This is a genomic window from Pseudoalteromonas sp. SM9913 (assembly GCF_000184065.1).
GTDB lineage: Bacteria > Pseudomonadota > Gammaproteobacteria > Enterobacterales > Alteromonadaceae > Pseudoalteromonas > Pseudoalteromonas tetraodonis.
This window is the reverse complement of record NC_014803.1, coordinates 1,943,402-1,961,391: the sequence shown is the minus strand read 5'-3', so window position 1 is coordinate 1,961,391 and position 17,990 is coordinate 1,943,402. Positions and strand designations below refer to the sequence as shown.

Genomic DNA, 17,990 nt, shown 5'->3' with positions numbered 1-17,990 from the left:
TTATATTTTTTTATCTTGTTTACCCTTCCTGAATTTTTATAACTACCGCAAACTCGCAATTTACGCTCACTTAAGGTTATAATCACCTGCTTTGTAATATGAACCATTGAGCAGTTAAAATTATGACTCAAGTAACACCAGCAATTATCAAAAACAGCATTACTACAATTGCTGATTACCCTAAAGCGGGCATTATGTTTCGCGATGTAACAACCCTAATGGCAAACCCTGAAGCGTTTAAAGCAACCATAGATGCATTTATTAACGCCTATAAAGATCAAGGTTTTACTAAAATTATTGGCACAGAATCGCGTGGCTTTATTTTTGGTGCACCGCTATCTTATGCCTTGGGAATTCCTTTTATCCCTGTTCGCAAACCTGGTAAATTACCGCGCGAAGTTATTCGCCAAGATTACCAACTCGAATATGGTGAAGATACATTAGAGCTTCATACTGATGCGATTGTAGCCGGTGACAAAGTATTGCTAGTTGACGACTTGTTGGCGACCGGTGGTACAATTGAAGCAACAGCCAAGTTGGTTGCAAAATTAGGCGGCAACGCCACAGATGCAGCATTCGTCGTATCGTTACCTGAACTAGGTGGGGAGCAGCGTGTTGAAAAAATGGGTATTAAAATCCTAAAATTGGTTGAATTCGAAGGCGAATAATCGATGAGTTATCAGGTTCTAGCGAGAAAATGGCGTCCTCAAACCTTTCATGAATTGGTTGGGCAGTCTCATGTTAAACAAGCGCTGGTTAATGCGCTGAATCAAAATAGACTGCATCACGCTTATTTATTCACTGGAACCCGTGGTGTTGGTAAAACGACCATTGCGCGTATTTTTGCTAAAAGCTTAAATTGTGATGAGGGCATTTCTGCCACACCATGTGGTCAATGTAGTAGCTGTGTTGATATAGAAGCAGGGCGCTACATTGATTTACTCGAAATAGATGCGGCCTCACGCACAAAAGTTGAAGATACTCGCGAAATACTCGATAACGTTCAATATGCGCCAACCCGCGGACGCTACAAAGTGTACTTAATTGATGAAGTACACATGTTGTCAAAGCACAGCTTTAATGCCTTATTAAAAACGCTCGAAGAACCACCTGAGCATGTAAAGTTTTTACTGGCGACCACCGATCCACAAAAATTACCGGTAACTATTTTATCGCGCTGTTTACAGTTTAATTTAAATGCCTTGTCGCAAGCTGAAATTAAGCAACAGCTTGAGCATGTTCTTACACAAGAACAGCTCAATTTTGATAATGATGCCCTAAGTATTATTGCTAAAGCAGCCGATGGCAGTATGCGAGATGCGCTGAGCCTGACCGATCAGGCTATTGCTCAAACAAATGGCGATATTAATAATCAAGCTGTTCAAGCCATGCTTGGTTTAATGGATACCCATTATAGTCAGAGTTTACTCGCTGCATTACTCGCGCAGGATGGCGCAGCCTTAATGGCTGAAGTTGCCCAAGTCGCGAGCAGAAATCCTAATTACATTGCACTACTTGATGACTTAATTGCACTTACGCATATTATTCAATTAAGCCAATTAGTGCCTGAAGCGGCAGCACTTGATAGCAATAATGCTGACTACATTAAGCATGTTGCAGCGCACACTCATGCTCAGCAAATTCAAGTGTATTATCAGTTATTACTGAATGGCAAAAAAGATTTACAGTGGGCGCCTGAGCCACGCTTAGGGTTTGAGATGATTATGCTACGATTGTTAGCATTTCAACCTGAGCACTCACAAACGACGCATTCAGCACCTAGCTCGCAACCCGCGCCAGAGCAAAATGCCACAGGGCGTACCAATGCATTGCGTGATATTTTAAATAAAAATAAACCAGCGCATAGCAATAGCACTGAAAGTCAGCCATCAATACATAATCCACAGCCAATAGAGGCTGCTGAGCCTGAGGTTTCGCGCTCTGATAATAGCCGGACTCACATTGAGCAAGAGTCAACGCAAAGTCAGCCAAACGTGTCTGATACAACGCCAATGAGCGATGAACAAGCGCAGCGTCAAAGCGAAGATGATGCCTACATGCAGCACAGCGATGTAGAACAAACCATTGCAGCGCAATACGATGATGTAATGAGTAGCGCGGTTGACCAAGGATTTAATCCTGAGCTATCAAACGTACCTAGTAGCACTGAGCATTCAGCGCCAACAATGGGCGAGCAAGAAGCACGTGCACAGTATGCAATAGCGCGTATTTTACGTGACAGAAATATTTCCGGTGCGGGTAAACTGTCAAGCGCAGCAACCGAAAAACCTGTTGTGCCAAAATCGACCCCTACTAGGCCCGTCGATAAACCTATTAGCAATACACCTCAAGCTGTAGCGCAGGAGCCGCCTCCATGGGATAGTGAGGCGGGTGATGAGTTACCAAAAAAGCCAGCGCTCCCCATGTCAGGGAGCAAGCCACAGGTAAGCACTAAACCTGCAAATAAAGTTGACTTTAAAGCAAAGCATCAAACAATTACCGAAAATCTTGCACCTGAGCTATTAGAGCAAATTAATCCGCAAAAACCGGCTCCTGTTGTTGAACAAGCACCAAGTATTCCGGTGCCGGATGATTTTCAAAGCCCCATCAGTGAAATTAGATTTGCCCATCAACAAGATGAATGGGCTTATTTAATTAAGCGAATGGGGCTTGGCGGGCGCATGCGCCAGTTTGCCTTGCATTCAATTTTTACCAAGCAAGACAATCATTTTCATATTGAAGTGGATGAATCGCAAAAGCATTTAGATACGCCTATGCTGCGCCAAAAGTTAAATGTGGCGTTATCGACTATTTATGGGCATAACGTTGAGCTAAATATCGACTTTGCCAGTGGGGTGATTGACTCGCCTTATTTAATTCAACAAAAAATTGATGCAGGTCGTCATCAGCAAGCGATTGATGTGATCACAAGTGATGAAAATATAGTACAATTTCAACAGCTATTTAGCGCTGAAATTGACGAAAACAGTATTCAGGCATTGTAATTAACTATCAGTGCCCTTATTTATACTTCAGTTAATGTATTAAAAGAAAGAGAGACGATTATGTTTAAAGGTGGAATGGGTAACATGATGAAGCAAGCGCAGCAAATGCAAGAGCGCATGCAAAAAGCCCAAGAAGAAATCGCAACAATGGAAGTCGTTGGTGAAGCTGGTGCCGGTTTAGTTAAAGTAACCATGCTTGGTAACCACAACGTGCGCCGTGTTGAGCTTGATGAAAGCTTAATGGAAGACGACAAAGACATGATTGAAGATTTATTAGCTGCAGCATGTAACGATGCTGTTCGCCGTGTTGCCGATGAAACGCAAGAACGCATGGGTAAAGTGACAGGCGGTATGCAATTACCACCTGGTATGAAAATGCCGTTCTAAGCAACTATGCAACTTTCAGATAGTTTAACATCGCTTATTGAAGCACTTCGTTGTCAGCCCGGCATCGGTCCGAAGTCTGCCCAGCGTATTGCATTTCATTTATTAGAGCGCGACCGTAAAGGCGGCACTCAGCTTGGCAATGCGCTAACAAAAGCGATGACGGCTGTAGGGCATTGTCAGTCGTGCCGCACGTTTACCGAGCAAGCACAATGTGATATTTGCTTAAGCACTAAGCGCCAAGACAGTGGTATTTTATGTGTTGTTGAATCGCCAACGGATGTACTCGCCATTGAGCAAACAGGTCAATACAAAGGGCTTTACTTTGTATTAATGGGGCATTTATCACCGATTGATGGCATAGGGCCTAAAGAAATTGGCCTTGATGTACTCGAGCAAAAGCTTGCGCAAGGCGGTATTAATGAAGTCATTTTAGCCACAAATCCTTCGGTTGAAGGCGAAACAACGGCGCATTATATTGCTCAGCTTTGCCACAAAAACAATGTGGGTGCATCGCGTATTGCTCATGGTATTCCTGTTGGTGGTGAGCTTGATTTAGTCGATGGAATGACGCTTATGCATGCATTTAGCGGTAGGCGCTTAGTCAGCCATGAATAGTTTATTTTAAGCTTAACTATTTGAACTTACTTTAAAAGCCTACATACATGCTGTAGGCTTTTTTGTTGGCTTTAATTGCAATATAAACAAAAGTTTAAGGATGGTATGGCTGCAATAACCCAAAGTGCTAGTGTGATTGTTGATGACTTTATCGCACCTGTTTGCCATGAACACATAAAAATTATTTATCAAGATGAGGCGCTTTTAGTGATCAATAAACCTAGCGGTTTATTGAGTTTGTCGGGTAAAAACCCACTAAATTGGGATTCCGTTCATTATCGCTTAGTCAATGGTCAACAGGGTAAAACAGCCGCCTTTGCAGAAGCAAAGTTACCTCATCGATTAGATTTTGGAACCTCAGGGATCATGCTGGTGGCACTCAATAGTGAGTCGGCAAAAAACCTCAATCAACAATTTCAAAGTCACACCATAAGCAAACGCTATGTCGCTATGTTGCAAGGAAAAGTGTGCGATAACCACGGACAAATAAATTACCCGATTGCTAAAGACAAACTCCATTTTCCTCGTGTTAAGTTATGTAACACCACAGGCAAAGCGGCCTTAACACACTACACAGTACTTAAGCGTTTTATTCAACCAATCAAGACGTTAGTGCAATTTACCCCCGTTACTGGTCGAACGCATCAATTACGTATTCATAGTCATGCAATTGGGCATCCTATTTTAGGTTGCGATTTGTATAAAAGTGAACAGAGTGAGCAGATGGCGTCGCGTTTGCAGCTACATGCCAGCGATATATATTTTCATCACCCAAGCACTCAAAAGCCGATGCATTTACACTGTGCTAGCCCATTTTGAACAGATATTGTTTTTTATAATATTGTTGTTTTTTGCTGGCAGCTTTTTTTACTTTTTTCCCTTGAAGTTCTCACACCTCCCCCCATATTAAGTGCATAACGCAGACACTTTGCAAATTGGAGATACATAAATGACTGCAGCACAAAAAGAAACATTAGGCTTTCAAACAGAAGTAAAACAATTACTAAACTTAATGATTCACTCGCTTTATTCTAATAAAGAAATATTTTTACGTGAGCTTGTATCAAACGCATCTGATGCAGCCGATAAATTACGCTTTTTAGCGTTATCAAACGGCGACCTATATAAAGGTGATGCTGATTTACGTGTACGTATTAGTGCTGATAAAGAAGCCAATACGGTAACCATTTCTGATAATGGTATTGGTATGACACGTGATGAAGTGATCAGCTCTTTAGGTACAATTGCAAAGTCGGGTACCGCAGAGTTTTTCAAAAACTTAACGGGCGACCAAAGCAAAGATTCACAACTTATTGGTCAATTTGGTGTGGGCTTTTACTCAGCGTTTATTGTTGCTGATGAAGTGACAGTGCGTACCCGTAAAGCAGGCGAGACAACAGCTGTAGAGTGGCAATCAAAAGGTGAAGGTGAATACACGCTGCAAGAAATTGAAAAAGAAGGCCGCGGTACAGACATTATTCTACACCTACGTGAAGAAGAAAAAGAGTACGCAGACGAATGGCGCCTTCGTAGTATCGTGACTAAATACTCTGATCATATTTCTACACCAGTACAAATGTACAAAGCAGAAGTACCAGAGTCTGAAGGCGAAGACGGCGAGAAAATTCCAGCAGTTCCTGGTGAGTGGGAAAGCATTAACCGTGCTACGGCATTGTGGACGCGTGATAAGTCTGAAATCTCTGAAGATGAATACAAAGAATTTTACAAGCATGTAAGCCATGACTGGGAAGATCCACTTAGTTGGGGACATAACAAAGTTGAAGGTAAAACTGAATACACCAGCTTGTTATACATTCCGAAAAAAGCGCCGTTTGATTTATGGAACCGCGAGCGCCAAAGTGGCTTAAAATTATACGTGCAACGTGTATTCATTATGGATGATGCTGAGCAGTTTATGCCAAGCTACCTGCGTTTCGTTAAAGGTCTATTAGATTCAAATGATTTACCACTGAACGTATCGCGTGAAATACTTCAAGATAACAAAGTGACCCAAGCTATCCGTAAGGGGTGTACGTCGCGTATTATTAAAATGCTTGAGCGTATGGCGAAAAACAAAGCCGATGATTACCAAACGTTTTGGAATGAATTTGGTCAAGTAATGAAAGAAGGCCCAGCAGAAGATGCGGCTAACAAAGAGAGCATTGCTAAGCTATTACGTTTTGCTTCAACGCATACCGATTCAGACACTCAAGATGTATCGCTTGAACAATACATTGAGCGTATGAAAGACAGCCAAGATAAAATTTACTATGTTGTTGCTGACTCATTTATTGCAGCTAAAAACTCACCGCATTTAGAGATCTTCCGTAAAAAAGGCATTGAAGTTTTACTACTAAGTGACCGTGTTGATGAGTGGATGATGAGCCACTTAACTGAATTTGCAGACAAGCAATTTCAATCAATTACTCGCGGTGATTTAGATTTAGGCGATTTAGACGACGAAGAAACTAAAAAAGCACAAGAAGAGTCTGAAAAAGAAGTTGCAGGCCTTATTGAGCGTATTAAGACCGCATTAGGTGATGATGTTAAAGAAGTACGCTTTACACATCGTTTAACCGATTCGCCAGCCTGTGTGGTGAGCGACGACAACGACATGAGCTCGCAAATGCAAAAGCTGATGGAGTCAGTAGGTCAAGCAGTGCCAGAAGCTAAACCTGTGTTTGAGCTAAACCCTGAGCATCAGATTGTTAAGCATTTAAATGATGAGCAAGACGAAGATAAATTTGCGCAGTGGTCACATGTATTGCTAGATCAAGCATTACTAGCTGAGCGCGGTACGCTTAAAGATCCAACTGGATTTGTCACTCGCTTAAATAAACTTATGCTTGATTTAAGCAAATAAGTATTAAAAATCAATGATTGAGTAAAAAGGGAACGTTTGTTCCCTTTTTTATGCGCTGGAGCATAGAGTTTATTGATTTTTAAAGGTTAAATTTGCTGCATAGGCGCTGCCCGAATGGGTCTGTCTGCCTATATGGATGGTGGCAAATGGCGTGAGCAGGACGCAGAAGCTTTGCTCGATTTTTACTCAGCCTACTAAGTTGCAAACATTGCGCCGCGATTAAAGTGCCCCTAGTTTGCACAAATATTATTCCGCAAAGGCCAACAGACTCTAGACAATTAGTATAAGTTACTTGAGTATCTGCGGCGCTTGTGGAAGAATTCAGACTTTAAAATAAACTCTCATATTAGGGGACAATGATATGCGCATTATTCTTTTGGGCGCGCCGGGTGCAGGTAAAGGTACTCAAGCTCAGTTTTTAATGGATAGATACGGTATTCCACAAATTTCTACCGGTGATATGCTACGAGCTGCAATTAAAGAGGGCACACCACTTGGCCTTGAAGCAAAAAAAGTAATGGACGCAGGTCAGTTAATTTCTGATGACATCATCATTGGCCTTGTTAAAGAGCGCATTGCAAAACCTGATTGTGAGAAAGGCTTTTTACTTGATGGCTTCCCACGTACCATTCCACAAGCTGATGCAATGAAAGATAATGGCGTTGTCGTTGATCACGTTATTGAATTTGATGTTGCTGATGAAGTGATTGTTGAGCGTATGGGTGGCCGTCGTGTTCATCCTGGTTCTGGTCGTGTTTACCATGTTGTTTACAATCCACCAAAAGAGGAAGGTAAAGACAACGAAACAGGCGAAGAGCTTATTATCCGTGCGGATGACACAGAAGAGACAGTTCGTAAACGCTTAGGCATTTACCATGAGCAAACAATGCCATTGGTTGACTACTATCAAGCAGAAGCGCAAGCTGGTAATACGCAGTACCATAAATTAGACGGTACTCAAGCGGTTGAAGCAGTAAGCAAGCAACTAGCTGAGCTTTTAGGTTAATTTTTATCTAAAATTAAAAGCATAATTAAAAAAAAACCGCTTCATAGCGGTTTTTTATTATCTGAAATTCGACCTTTAAAGCGTTTTAAGCTTTTCAATAACGCTATCGTATTCAGGCTCGGTTGATAAGCTACTAACTAATTGTTTATATATAACTTTATGGCTTTTATCGAGAATAAAAACAGCGCGAGTAAGTAACCCCATATCTTTAATTATTAACCCATACTTTTGGCCAAAATCACGCCATACAGAATCAGAAAGTGTCGTAACTTTATCGATATTTTCTGCTTTGCAAAAACGTTTTTGTGCAAAAGGTAGGTCAGCACTAATCGTCAACATGGCCACGCCAGGAAACTGTTGCGCTACTTTTTCATTAAAATGCTTTGTTTGTAGGCTACAAATGCCAGTATCTAAGCTTGGTACTACACTTATCAATACAGCCTGCCCTTGGTAATTTTCTAATGTAATGGCAGTAAAGCTGTCGTCGACCACTTTAAAATTTGGCGCATCAGCACCGACTTTAAGGCCTTGACCTAGTAACGTAACAGGTTTACCTTGCGCTGTTACTTTTCCTGCATCTAAGGTGTTTTCAGGTAACTCTGATGCAAAACTAGTGCAACAAAACAGGCTCAATGCAAAGGCTAATGAACGACGCATGGATTTTTTCCTTTTAAGAATTAACGTAATAGTGGTGAGTGTATTATACTGTGATGGAGTTACCAAGCAGAATAATTGACGCGTTTATTTTTCCCTAAAATTGTAAATAAGCAATACTTTGATTACTATGTATATATAAGAAATAGGTATTAATTAATAATATCCGTGCCTTTATTTTTTGCGGTGTCAGCGTACAACAAGTTTTAAAATAGAGAGATAATATGTCAACATCGGTTTTAATTTGTGATGATTCAAAACTAGCTAGACGTCAATTAGCTCGCTCTTTACCCGATGATTGGGATATTAAAGTTGAATTTGCATGTGACGGTGTAGACTGCATAAAACAAATAACTAAAGCCCAGCCTGAAATTCTTTTCCTTGATTTAAATATGCCAGAAATGGACGGTTATGGCGTGCTTGCTGCAATGAAAGAGCAAGGACTCGACGTTCTCACTGTTGTGGTATCAGGCGATATTCAACCGAGTGCGCATCAACGTGTGCTTGAGCTTGGCGCCATAGATTTTATTCAAAAACCGTGTTCCCCCGAAAAGCTTGCTGCCATTATTGAACATCATGGTATTAGAGATAGAGCACTGCGTGAACGCATGTCTCACTCGTTAGGTGAACAAGTTGACCCTGATGTTCGTGATATATATCAAGAGCTGACTAATGTTGCCATGGGTCAGGCGGGAGATTTACTGGCAAGACTGCTTAATGTATTTGTTAAGTTACCCATTCCTAATGTTAATGTTTTAGAAGTCAGTGAGCTCAACATGGCGTTAAGCTCTGTTGATACCAATGATACTACATCGGGTATTTGCCAAGGCTTTATAGGTGGTGGGGTATCTGGCGAGGCATTATTACTTTTAAATGACTCTAGCTTTAAAGAAATAGCCTCACTCATGAATTACGAAGGTGAACTAAACGACAAGGTTGAGTTAGAGTTGCTAATGGATGTAAGTAACATTTTAATTGGCGCTATTTTAACCGGCTTGTCAAAACAGCTCGACATGACCTTTAGCCAAGGGCATCCAATAGTTTTGGGGCAGCATCGGGACGTTTCTGAGCTTGTTCAGTCGAATAAGTCGCGCTGGCAACGGACTCTAGCCATAGAAATAAGTTACGGTATTGAAAATCATGATATTAGTTGTGATTTAATGTTGCTCTTTACTGAAGATTCACTGAAAACTTTGAAATACAAAGTTGCTTATCTACTAGAAGATTAAATATTTATGCCAGCTGATTTAGATTTGAATGAAATCCATTGGTTAATGGATATGTTTAATACGGTTGATGTCGGTCTTGTTGTACTCGATCGAGAATACAAAGTGCATGTATGGAATGGTTTTATGGAAAATCATTCTGGTTTGTTACCGAGCGCTGTAAAAGACAAAGACTTATTTGATTTATTTCCGGCCATTGATGAAAAATGGTTTAGAAGTAAATCTGAGTCAGTGTTTGTATTAAAGAATCGTTCATTTACTATTTGGGAGCAGCAGCCGTATATTTTTCGTTTTAAAAACTACCGACCAATTACCGGTAAAGCGGACTATATGTATCAAAATGCCACGTTTATTCCACTTACCAATGTGCGAGGCGAAGTCGAGCATATTTGTATTATTATTTACGATGTGACAGATATTGCGGTTAACAAAAAAGAACTAGAAGAGTTAAATAAAAAACTAGAACAAGTAAGCCAAACAGATAGTTTAACCCAGCTTGCCAATAGAGGGCATTGGGAGCATTTACTGCACCAAGAATTTTTACGAACGAAGCGAAACGAAGGTTGTTGCTCGTTATTAATTTTTGATATTGACCACTTTAAAAAGGTAAATGATGATTTTGGACACAGTGCTGGAGATGAAGCACTTCGTCATATAGCGAGTTTACTGAAAACTGCATTGCGTGAAACAGACATTGCTGGGCGATACGGCGGTGAAGAGTTTGTTGTTACTTTATTAGATACCGATAAACAAGGGGCGATTGTATTTGCTGAACGTTTACGCCAATTAATTGAAACCTCTCCGGCGAAATACAATGAGCACACGGTGCATATGGCCATTAGTGTGGGTATTGCGTGTTTTGATGATCAGTTTAAAGATCACGAACGCTGGATTGAAGCTGCCGATAAAGCGCTTTATCATTCAAAAGAAACAGGTCGAAATAAAGTGTCGGTATACGCTGATATAAAAAATGATGCTTAGGCATCATTTTTTAATTGGGGGGTAAAATAAGCAAGTCAGTTTTAAGTAAGCGCATTATTTTTTCTGCAGTATTACCAATGAGTTTTGCTTTAATTCCTACATTCCCAACAGATCCTATAATCACTAAATCAGCATTGAGCTTGGCCGCTAAGCTTGGGATCACCTGCTCAGGTAAACCCGCTTTAATATAAAGTTTGTCGCGTAAGTTATTATCAATAATGAGTTGTTGCTGTGATTGAGGTAATTTCTCAAAGGCATTGACTAGTTGCTCTTCTGAAAATACTAAGCCTAAATCTCTTAATATTGGAGAAATATACACTGTGTAGCCGGCATAAAATTCACAGTCTGTTCGCTGTGCGTATGCTAGGCCATATTTAATAATTGACTGATTAAGTTTATGTTTTGCGGTTTTTTCGCTGGCTAAATCAAGTGCGGCGAGTATGTTGGTATGCTTGCGCCATTTGTTATCTGCCGCTAAATACAAAGCGATGGGCGTAAAGCGGATAAGTTGCCAATCAAGTTCACTAAATTGGCTGTCGCTGTCGATATGGCGTGTTTTTATCACCATTTCGTAATCATCAGTATTAATATCTTCGTTAAGCCACTGCTCGGGGGCTTCATGCCATGCGGTTTGAAAGGTATAACTGCAACCCTCCAGTTCTGCGCTAATCAGTGGCTCCAACTGTGCCCTTAATGATGAAAGGCATTTATCTTGGAGTGAAAGCAATTGTTCTGGCGACAGAGAAAATAAAATATTGCCGGTTTCTTCAAAGCTAAATGCAACAATATCAATATGTTTATTCCCTTGCAGCGCTTTTTGTTTAGCATGCTGCAATGACGTTTTTGCAAATTCAACCGAATCAATCAGTACAAGAAGCTTTTTTTTGTCCATTATTTTTACTCTGTTGTATGGCGTGAATCATCAATTGGACATTGACCAATGGTTGAAATCTCACCAGAATTTGACTCCTGTTCCAGTTTTACCTTAAAGCCCCATAGTCTGTAAAGGTGTTTTAATACCTCCCCATGGGAGTTAGCCAGTGGAACGGCATTATGAGGTACATATCGTAGGGTTAAAGAGCGGTCACCGCGTAAGTCAACATCGTAAACTTGTATGTTAGGCTCATGATTACTAAGGTTATATTGTGCAGAAAGTGCTTCTCTAACCGCTTTGTAGCCATTATCGTCGTGAATAGCGCCTATTTCTAAATGTGGGTTACTAGCATGGTCGACTATGGTGAATAATTTAAAATCCCGAATCAGCTTAGGGGATAAAAATTGGCTAATAAAACTCTCATCTTTGAAATTTTGCATTGCAAAGTGCAGTGTCTCGAGCCAGTCACTGCCCGCATGCTCAGGGAACCAGCGTTTATCTTCTTCTGTTGGGTTTTCACAAATACGACGTATATCAACCATCATATTAAAGCCCAGTGCATAGGGGTTAATACCTGAGTAATAATCGCTATTGTATGGAGGTTGGTACACAACATTAGTATGGCTTTGTAAAAACTCCAACATAAATGAGTCGGTTAGTTTTCCCTCATCATATAAATGGTTCAAAATAGTGTAGTGCCAAAAAGTGGCCCAACCTTCATTCATTACTTGGGTTTGTTTTTGCGGGTAAAAGTATTGTGATATTTTTCGCACTATCCTGACGATTTCTCGCTGCCATGACTCGAGTAAAGGGGCATTTTTTTCAATAAAGTACAGAATATTTTCCTGTGGCTCTTGCGGGAAGTGGCGTTCGTGTTTTTTTGACTCTTGCTGTTGAGAAGGAATGGTACGCCATAATTCGTTAACTTGTGATTGCAAATACTCAGCCCGTTCTTGCTGACGCTTTTGCTCTTCAAATAACGAAATTCGTTGTGGACGTTTGTACCTATCAACACCGTAACTCATTAATGCATGACATGAGTCGAGTATGCTTTCTACTTCGGAAATACCGTACTTTTCTTCACAGCGGCTAATATAGTTTTTAGCAAACAATAAATAATCAATAATTGAGCCTGCATCAGTCCATGTTTTAAATAAATAATTCCCTTTAAAAAATGAGTTATGCCCATAGCAAGCATGTGCCATAACCAGTGCCTGCATCGGAAGGGTGTTTTCTTCCATTAGGTAAGCAATACAGGGGTTCGAATTAATCACAATTTCATACGCAAGTCCCATTTGACCGCGTTTATAATTTTGCTCCGTTTGAATAAATTTTTTACCATACGACCAGTGAGTGTAGCCAATGGGCATGCCTACACTTGAGTAGGCATCCATCATTTGTTCTGCGGTGATCACTTCAATTTGGTTAGGGTAGGTGTCTAACTTGTAGTGCTCAGCCACACGCGCTATTTCGTCTTGGTATTGTTGCAATAGTTCAAAGGTCCAATCTGGCCCATCACTTATTCGATTATCGTTCATAATGCTACCTCGCTTTGGCTATGCAGCCCCTTGCTGTTGACGACCTTTTTTAAATAGCTCCCTAAATATAGGGTAAATATCTTCAACACATTGGATATGCTGGATGGCAAAATTACTGTTCGTTTGACTAATGTTTTGATACTCGCGCCATAAACTTTGATGAGCACGTGTGGTAATTTCTATATAGGCAAAATAGCGAACAGCTTTAAGTATTTTATTACGTAAAATGTGTCCACATTGGGGCGTGTCATCGGCCCAATTATCACCATCAGAAGCTTGTGCTGCGTATATATTCCATTCATCAGCATTATAGCGCTCAGCTATTATTTCATTCATCAGTTTTAGTGCACTTGAAACAATGGTACCGCCTGTTTCTTGTGAATAAAAAAACTCTTGCTCATCAACTTCTTTGGCTTGGGTATGATGGCGAATATACACAACGTCGATGTCTTTGTAGCTGCGAGTTAAAAACTGATAAAGCAAAATGTAAAAGCGTTTTGCCATGTCTTTTGTTGCTTGATCCATTGAACCTGACACATCCATAATACAAAACATCACCGCTTTACTAGTTGGGTGTGGTTGTTTGTCGTAGTTACGAAAACGTAAGTCGTAATTATCGATAAAGGGCACGGTTTTTATTTGCTGTTTAAGTGTGTCGATTTCTTTTTGTAATAAGGCCACAGCGGCTTTATCACAGTGTGGTTGTTCAAGCAGCAGTGCTAGTTGCCCCTCAAGCTCGCTAAGGCGGCGTTTTTTACCTGCGGTCATTGCAATACGACGAGCTAGAGAGCCTTGTAATGAGCGCACTACATCAATATTACTGGGCATACCATCACTGCAAAACCCAGCGCGATGGGTTTTCATTTGCACTAGCTTATCAAGCTGATTTTCTTGCAAATTAGGGAGTTCTAAATCCTCAAATAACAAATCAAGGTATTCATCTTTAGAGATAGAAAAAACAAATTCATCTTGGCCTTCGCCAGAGTCACTTGCTTCACCTTCGCCTGCGCCACCGCCTTTGCCTCCTTTAGGGCGTTCTATTTTGTCGCCAGTAGAGAACTGATCGTTCCCAGGGTGTATTTGCTCTCTATTACCGCCTCTACCTTGATGAAAAGTAGGTTCGCTAATATCACGCTGCGGAATAGAGATACTCTCTCCAGAGCTTGAATCAGTGACACTGCGTTTATTGATCGCATCAGACACCGCTTCTTTGATCTGCTTTTTATAACGCCTAATAAAACGCTGGCGGTTAACTGTGCTTTTGTTTTTGCCATTTAAACGCCTGTCGATAAAATGCGCCATAATGACCTCCTAAAAACTGCAATTATGAAGGTTATTGCGATTTTCTAACCCGTAAATACCACTCAGATAGCAAGCGCACTTGTTTTTGCGTGTAGCCTTTTTCAACCATACGATTAACAAAGTCCTCATGCTTTTGCTGATCTTCAGCTGATGTTTTTGCATTAAATGAAATAACAGGGAGTAAGTCTTCCGTGTTTGAGAACATTTTTTTCTCAATAACCGTGCGTAGTTTTTCATAACTTGTCCACAGCGGATTTTTGCCATTGTTATGAGCGCGAGCACGCAGTACAAAGTTAACAATTTCATTTCTAAAATCTTTAGGGTTTGAAATACCTGCAGGCTTTTCTATTTTTTCAAGCTCAGCGTTGAGTGCATCACGGTCAAATAATTGCCCTGTATCAGGGTCGCGGTATTCTTGATCTTGAATCCAAAAATCAGCATAAATAACGTAGCGGTCAAAAATATTTTGGCCATATTCTGAATATGACTCTAAGTACGCGGTTTGTAGCTCTTTACCTATAAACTCAACATATTGTGGAATTAAATAGCCTTTTAAAAAGCTTAAATAACGTTCTTCAACCTCGGCACTAAATTGTTCACGCTCAATTTGTTGCTCAAGCACATAAAACAAATGCACAGGGTTGGCGGCCACTTCGGTAGTGTCAAAGTTGAATACTCGCGATAAAATCTTAAACGCAAAACGGGTTGAAAGCCCGGTCATGCCCTCATCAACACCAGCATAATCACGATACTCTTGATACGACTTCGCTTTTGGATCGGTGTCTTTAAGGGTTTCACCATCGTAAACTCGCATCTTAGAGTAAATGCTTGAGTTTTCCGGCTCTTTTAAGCGCGAAAGAGTGGTAAATTGGGCTAAAATTTTAAGTGTACCTGGCGCACAGGGGGCGTTGTAAAGCTCACTGTGTTCAATAAGCTTATCGTAAATTTTAATTTCTTCGGTCACTCGTAAGCAATAAGGAACCTTAACAATATAAACACGGTCTAAAAAGGCTTCGTTGTTTTTATTGTTTTTAAAGGTTTGCCATTCTGATTCATTAGAGTGGGCGAGTATCATGCCGTTAAATGGCAGGGCGCTTATGCCTTCTGTGCCGTTATAGTTACCTTCTTGGGTAGCTGTTAAAAGCGGATGTAACACTTTTATGGGGGCTTTAAACATTTCCACAAATTCCATTAAGCCTTGGTTGGCTAAACATAATGCGCCTGAATAGGCATAAGCATCAGGATCATTTTGTGCAAAGTGTTCAAGTTGGCGAATATCGACCTTACCGACAAGAGCAGAAATATCTTGATTGTTTTCATCTCCGGGCTCTGTTTTAGCAATCGCAACTTGATTTAAAATTGATGGGAAACGTTTAACCACTCTAAATTGACTAATATCACCATTAAATTCTTGTAAACGTTTTGCGGCCCATGGCGACATTACCGTTTTGAGGTAACGAGACTTAATTCCATATTCTTTTTCGAGTAGGCTGGCATCTTCAACGGGATCAAATAATGACAGCGGATGGTCATTAACCGGGGAGCCCTTAATTGCATAAATAGGCACTTGTTGCATTAAATACTTTAGCTTTTCAGCAATCGATGACTTACCGCCACCCACCGGGCCAAGCAAGTAAAGCACTTGTTTACACTCTTCTAAGCCTTGTGCCGCGTGTTTTAGATAAGAAACAATTTGCTCAATGGCGTCTTCCATACCATAAAAATCGGCAAATGCAGGGTAACGTGCAACAACACGGTTCGAAAATAAGCGACTTAAACGGGTATCGGTAGCGGTATCTACCATTTTAGGCTCGCCAATGGCCATCAGTAATCTTTCAGGTGCACTGGCATAAGCAGACTTATCGGTTTTACAAATTTCTAGAAACTCAGCAACACTGTACTCTTCTTCTTGTGTTGATTCATAACGTGCTTGGTAGTGATCAAAAATAGTCATAATGACCTCCGAAACCTACTTGGAAAATGTATTCACTATTAAAAGTCTAGTCACGAATTTAAATTTTTGTGCAATAAAATTAAAAATTTATATGAAAAATGATCATGATGCACTTTTAGAAAACAACCTACGTATAAACGGAATCAAATAAAGTAGCGGGCATAAAAAAAGACGCCTAAGCGTCTTTTTAAAGATTAGTTTAAAACTAATTATGCGAAGTTAGCGTTCGCGAATTCCCAGTTAACTAGTGACCAGAAACCTTTAAGGTAATCTGGACGCACGTTACGGTAATCAATGTAGTATGCGTGTTCCCATAAATCCACTGTTAGGATTGGTGTAACACCTGCATCTGTTAATGGTGTTGCAGCGTTAGATGTATTAACGATGTCTAGTGAACCATCAGCTAGTTTAACTAACCAAGTCCAGCTTGAACCAAAGTTATTTACTGCTTTGTCGTTTAACGCGTCTTTAAATGCGTCAAATGAGCCCCATTTAGCGTTAATTGCATCAGCAATTGCACCTGTTGGAGCGCCACCGCCATTTGGAGATAGGCTGTTCCAGTAGAAAGTGTGGTTCCAGATCTGAGCAGCGTTGTTAAATACACCGCCTTCTGAAGAACATACGATCTCTTCAAGTGATTTACCTTCAAACTCAGTGCCTGGGATTAAACCGTTAAGTTTAGTCACATAAGTGTTGTGGTGTTTACCATGGTGAAACTCTAACGTTTCTTGTGAAATATGTGGCTCAAGTGCATCAATTGCATACGGTAGTGACGGTAGTTCAAATGCCATTTTTTATCTCCATCTTCTTTTGGTTGATAGTCTATTTAGTAATACGTAATGCCTGCGCAAACAGGGCACTTATCTATACCAAACAGGAATATAGTGTTACTATAATTGTTGAGTATTTTACTCAAGTTTTAGCAAACAGCAATGCTCTTGCTAAAGCTATTTAAGATTGAGGCTTTAATTGCCTATGTTAATCTATATATCTGAGGCCACAGTGAAACTTTTTCAAGGCCTAATGTGTTCGCTATCGTCATTTTGAGGTTGTAAATGGAAACCATCGATAAAATTAAACAGCAAATTGCTGAAAACCCAATCATCTTATACATGAAAGGATCACCAAAACTGCCTAATTGTGGTTTTTCTTCACAAGCATCACAAGCATTAATGTCGTGCGGTGAACCGTTTGCATATGTGGATATTTTACTTAATCCAGACATTCGTGCAGAGCTTCCTGCTTACGCTAATTGGCCTACCTTCCCGCAACTTTGGGTTGAAGGCGAGTTAATTGGTGGCTGTGACATTATCATTGAAATGTTTCAACGTGGTGAATTACAACCACTGATCACTGAAACAGCTGCAAAGCATAAACCTGCAGACGCTGAATAAGCGTTTAGGTAAAAAAAGCTGCAATTTGCAGCTTTTTTTATGTCTATAAAGTATTTACTCATAGTTGCTTATACGATGACAGTACCGAATGAATAGGCAGCTTTTCGCGGTTTTTACTTAGCTCACTAGGTCATAAACTTCAGAACGCGATTGTATCATTTCTAAATTAGATGAGTTTTCAGCCTTAAAGC

At 40.4% G+C, this 17,990-nt stretch carries 16 protein-coding genes; 10 read left to right on the top strand and 6 right to left on the bottom strand.

The features are described from left to right. Positions 1–122: 122 nt before the first annotated feature. The 7 genes from apt to adk all read left to right on the top strand — a co-directional run bounded on the left by apt (position 123) and on the right by adk (position 7,876). Positions 123–668 (top strand): adenine phosphoribosyltransferase, encoded by a 546-nt coding sequence (gene apt, locus PSM_RS08915; RefSeq protein WP_013465193.1) that lies wholly within the window; start codon positions 123–125, stop codon positions 666–668. Positions 669–671: 3 nt separating this feature from the next. After that, positions 672–3,005 carry a DNA polymerase III subunit gamma/tau gene (gene dnaX, locus PSM_RS08910; protein ID WP_013465192.1) on the top strand — a complete coding sequence of 778 codons (2,334 nt, stop codon included), beginning with the start codon at positions 672–674 and terminating at the stop codon, positions 3,003–3,005. Positions 3,006–3,065: 60 nt separating this feature from the next. After that, on the top strand, positions 3,066–3,392 hold the full coding sequence (locus PSM_RS08905) for a YbaB/EbfC family nucleoid-associated protein (RefSeq protein WP_013465191.1): 327 nt from the start codon (positions 3,066–3,068) through the stop codon (positions 3,390–3,392). A gap of 6 nt (positions 3,393–3,398) precedes the next feature. Further along, a complete protein-coding gene (gene recR / locus PSM_RS08900; RefSeq protein ID WP_013465190.1) occupies positions 3,399–4,007 on the top strand; it encodes a recombination mediator RecR in 609 nt (202 codons plus the stop codon). Between the two features lie 105 nt (positions 4,008–4,112). Next, entirely contained in the window at positions 4,113–4,826 is a 714-nt protein-coding gene (locus PSM_RS08895) for an RluA family pseudouridine synthase (RefSeq protein WP_013465189.1), read from the top strand. Positions 4,827–4,956: 130 nt separating this feature from the next. Continuing rightward, complete coding sequence (htpG, locus tag PSM_RS08890; RefSeq protein WP_013465188.1) at positions 4,957–6,870, top strand: molecular chaperone HtpG; 1,914 nt, start codon at positions 4,957–4,959, stop codon at positions 6,868–6,870. 361 nt (positions 6,871–7,231) lie between these two features. Continuing rightward, on the top strand, positions 7,232–7,876 hold the full coding sequence (adk, locus tag PSM_RS08885; RefSeq protein ID WP_013465187.1) for an adenylate kinase: 645 nt from the start codon (positions 7,232–7,234) through the stop codon (positions 7,874–7,876). 75 nt (positions 7,877–7,951) lie between these two features. Here adk and tpx read toward each other — a convergent pair whose 3' ends face one another. Then, positions 7,952–8,533 carry a thiol peroxidase gene (tpx, locus tag PSM_RS08880; protein WP_013465186.1) on the bottom strand — a complete coding sequence of 194 codons (582 nt, stop codon included), beginning with the start codon at positions 8,531–8,533 and terminating at the stop codon, positions 7,952–7,954. A gap of 221 nt (positions 8,534–8,754) precedes the next feature. On the opposite strand from tpx, the gene PSM_RS08875 reads away from it, so the two are divergent. Then, a complete protein-coding gene (locus tag PSM_RS08875; RefSeq protein WP_013465185.1) occupies positions 8,755–9,759 on the top strand; it encodes a response regulator in 1,005 nt (334 codons plus the stop codon). Positions 9,760–9,765: 6 nt separating this feature from the next. Beyond that, complete coding sequence (locus PSM_RS08870; protein WP_013465184.1) at positions 9,766–10,737, top strand: sensor domain-containing diguanylate cyclase; 972 nt, start codon at positions 9,766–9,768, stop codon at positions 10,735–10,737. 10 nt (positions 10,738–10,747) lie between these two features. On the opposite strand, the gene PSM_RS08865 is transcribed toward PSM_RS08870, so the two are convergent. From PSM_RS08865 to PSM_RS08845, 5 genes are all read right to left on the bottom strand, one after another. Continuing rightward, entirely contained in the window at positions 10,748–11,629 is an 882-nt protein-coding gene (locus tag PSM_RS08865) for a universal stress protein (RefSeq protein ID WP_013465183.1), read from the bottom strand. 5 nt (positions 11,630–11,634) lie between these two features. Further along, positions 11,635–13,149 carry a SpoVR family protein gene (locus PSM_RS08860; protein WP_013465182.1) on the bottom strand — a complete coding sequence of 505 codons (1,515 nt, stop codon included), beginning with the start codon at positions 13,147–13,149 and terminating at the stop codon, positions 11,635–11,637. A gap of 18 nt (positions 13,150–13,167) precedes the next feature. Next, entirely contained in the window at positions 13,168–14,451 is a 1,284-nt protein-coding gene (locus tag PSM_RS08855) for a YeaH/YhbH family protein (protein WP_013465181.1), read from the bottom strand. 31 nt (positions 14,452–14,482) lie between these two features. Continuing rightward, complete coding sequence (locus PSM_RS08850; RefSeq protein WP_013465180.1) at positions 14,483–16,405, bottom strand: PrkA family serine protein kinase; 1,923 nt, start codon at positions 16,403–16,405, stop codon at positions 14,483–14,485. A gap of 209 nt (positions 16,406–16,614) precedes the next feature. Beyond that, positions 16,615–17,196 (bottom strand): superoxide dismutase, encoded by a 582-nt coding sequence (locus PSM_RS08845; RefSeq protein ID WP_010388603.1) that lies wholly within the window; start codon positions 17,194–17,196, stop codon positions 16,615–16,617. A gap of 264 nt (positions 17,197–17,460) precedes the next feature. Between PSM_RS08845 and PSM_RS08840 the strand changes: the two genes are divergently transcribed. Beyond that, entirely contained in the window at positions 17,461–17,799 is a 339-nt protein-coding gene (locus PSM_RS08840) for a Grx4 family monothiol glutaredoxin (RefSeq protein WP_008113155.1), read from the top strand. The last annotated feature ends 191 nt before the right edge of the window (positions 17,800–17,990 follow it).